Here is a 2,834-nt window from a genome sequence, read left to right as displayed (position 1 = left end):
GCATCACCAAGTCCCCCCGCTTGACGCGCCCGTCGCGCCGGGCCACGTCGAGGGCCAGGGGCACGCTCGCCGCCGAGGTATTGGCATGCAGGTCGACAGTCGAGATGACGCGCTCGAGAGGAATGCCGAGGCGCTTGGCGGTGGCATTGAGGATGCGGACATTCGCCTGGTGGGGAATGAGCCAATCCACGTCGGACAGCGGCACGCCTGCCTCGTCGACCACCTCGTGCGCCACGCGCTCCAGCACCGTGACCGCCTGCTTGAAGACCGCCTGCCCTTCCATGCGCAGGAAGGGATCGCCCGTCACCTCACCATAGGCGACGTTGCCGGCAGCGCAAAGAATCTTGGTCTGCGAACCGTCGGCATGCAGCTTGGCCGCCATCACGCCGGGCTCGGGCGAAGCCTGGAGCACCACGGCGCCGGCGCCATCGCCGAACAGCACGCAAGTAGAACGGTCATTCCAGTCGAGAATGCGGGAGAACACCTCCGCGCCGATGACCAGAGCGGTACGGGCGCGCCCTGCACGCACAAAGCTGTCGGCGGTGGTCAGCGCATAGATGAAGCCCGTGCACACGGCCTGGACGTCAAATGCCGCGGCACGCGAAGCTCCAAGCTGGGCCTGGATCAGACAAGCCGTGCTGGGAAACACGAAATCCGGCGTGGAGGTGGCCACCACGATCAGGTCGAGGTCGGCGGCCTCGATGCCCGCGTCGGCAAGCGCGCGCCGAGCAGCCTGCACGCCCAGCTCACTGGAAGTCACCCCGCGCGCCGCGATATGGCGCTGGCGAATTCCGGTCCGCTCGACGATCCAGGCATCCGAGGTTTGGATTCCGCGTTGAGCGAGCTCGGCGGCGAGTTCATCATTGCTGACCACGCGTTCGGGCAGGCAACTGCCGGATCCGATGATTCTCGACCAAACCGCAGTAGTGGGATTGCCCGACGGACGCGTCACTGTTGCACTCATGCACTTTCTCCATGCGAGGCCGGCGCTATGCCGGCCTCCTGCTGGGTTCCGCCGGCCGGCATGCTCGTCATCTGCGCAATGGTCTGCGACGTCCTGGCGAGCAGACCGCTTTCGACAGCGTCGTAAGCGTCCTGCAACGCCCACTCAAACGCATAGGTATCGGCTGAACCATGGCTCTTGATGACGACGCCGCGCAACCCTAGCAGCGCCGCCCCGTTGTAGCGGCGAGGATCCACGCGCTGGCGGAAACGATTCAACACCGGCGTGGCGATGGCGCCCATCAACAACGTGAACAGGTTTCTCTTGAATTCTTCTTTGATGAAGACGCCCAGCATCTTGGCTAGGCCTTCCGTGGACTTGAGTACGATGTTACCAACAAAGCCGTCGCAGACGACGACGTCCACCGTACCATTGAAGATGTCGTTGCCTTCGACGTTGCCGTAAAAGTTCAACGGACTGCTGCGCAGCAGCTCCGCCGCCTGCTTGACGACGTCGTTGCCCTTGATGGCCTCTTCGCCAATATTGAGCAACCCGACGGAAGGCCGCTCCTGGTGCCCCACGCTCGACACCAGCGCAGACCCCATCATGGCGAACTGCAGCAGGTGATCCGCCGTGCAATCGACGTTGGCCCCCAGGTCGAGGATGACGGTCATGCCTCCCAATTGATTGGGAATGGCTTTGGCGATGGCGGGACGATCGATGCCGTCGAGCGTCTTCAGTACATAGCGCGAGATTGCCATCCATGCGCCCGTATTGCCGGCAGACACGCACGCGTCGGCTTTCCCGTCGCGAACGAGCTCGGCCGCAACGCGCATGGAGGAATCCTTCTTCCGGCGCAGTGCGACCTCGACCTTGTCGTCCATGGTGACGACTTCCGAGGCGGGCACGATGCGCAGCCGCTCGCGCTGTGCGGCGGACGCATGGGCGCGAGCCAAGCCTGCCTCGATCTGGTCGGCCAAGCCGACCAGCAGCAATTCGGTGCCGGGATGGCGGGCAGCAAACGTCAGGGCAGCGGGAATCGTCACAGGAAGGCCGAAATCGCCCCCCATGCAATCGATCGCGATACGGATCATAGCCATGGACGCAGAGACGCCCATCCGCGACCGCGACGATCGCCCGAACCGCTACAGACGAGTGCTGCATCAGTCATCGGCAAATCGCTCGGCGGGACAGACAAGACCGGAGAAAAGGTTCCGCAAGTGCCCAGGGGTGGAATGCCGACCCATCGGCGCCCGCATTCCACCACTGAGTGACGACCCCAGCGCAAGCGACTGCCCAGGGTCGGCCTGTATCACTCGTCGTTCTTGGTCTTGAGGACTTTGCGACCGCGATAAATGCCGTTGGGACTGATGTGGTGGCGCAGGTGCGTTTCGCCCGTGGTGGGCTCCACCGCAATGGGAGGATTGGTAAGGAAATCGTGGGCGCGATGCATACCACGCTTGGAGGGCGACTTCTTGTTTTGCTGAACGGCCATGTGACTAGACTCCTAGGAACGGCGCGCATTGTAAGCCAGAAGCCTACGCGTAACCGCCGCGAGTTCTGAAACCTGCTTTTTCAATTGAATGACGGCGGCCTGCGCAGGCTTGCCCGAAACGCCGTCCAAAAACCCTAATTACTACGAACGCGCTTGCATCAAGCACGCATTCGCCCGCATCGCGCTTGCCCGTCCAACAACCCGGAGGACACGCCCGCTGCGACTATACACAAAAAAATGTCGCTTATTTGCCGACATCTCCCGACCGAGCCTTCAGCTCGGCCAGCACCGCAAACGGCGAGGGCCGCTTCTCCGGCCCCTCGCCGGATTTGCCGCCCTCGGCGGGGCACACGTCGTGCCGAGGCACATAAGGGACGCTCAAGATCAATTCATCCT

3 protein-coding genes are annotated in these 2,834 nt (G+C 63.1%); all 3 read right to left on the bottom strand.

From position 1 onward, the window contains the following. Positions 1-964, bottom strand: a 964-nt coding sequence (locus tag IRZ12_RS17080) for a beta-ketoacyl-ACP synthase III (protein WP_296471143.1), incomplete at its 3' end; no start/stop codon positions are given. Continuing rightward, positions 961-2,037, bottom strand: coding sequence for a phosphate acyltransferase PlsX (gene plsX / locus IRZ12_RS17075; protein WP_296471146.1), 1,077 nt, complete (start codon positions 2,035-2,037; stop codon positions 961-963). The genes plsX and IRZ12_RS17080, both read right to left, overlap by 4 nt. A gap of 218 nt (positions 2,038-2,255) precedes the next feature. Further along, a complete protein-coding gene (gene rpmF, locus IRZ12_RS17070; RefSeq protein ID WP_296471142.1) occupies positions 2,256-2,438 on the bottom strand; it encodes a 50S ribosomal protein L32 in 183 nt (60 codons plus the stop codon). Between the last annotated feature and the right edge of the window lie 396 nt (positions 2,439-2,834).

This window comes from Pigmentiphaga sp., from assembly GCF_019689535.1.
Classification (GTDB): Bacteria; Pseudomonadota; Gammaproteobacteria; order Burkholderiales; family Burkholderiaceae_B; genus Pigmentiphaga.
This window is presented reverse-complemented; position numbering and strand designations above follow the sequence as displayed.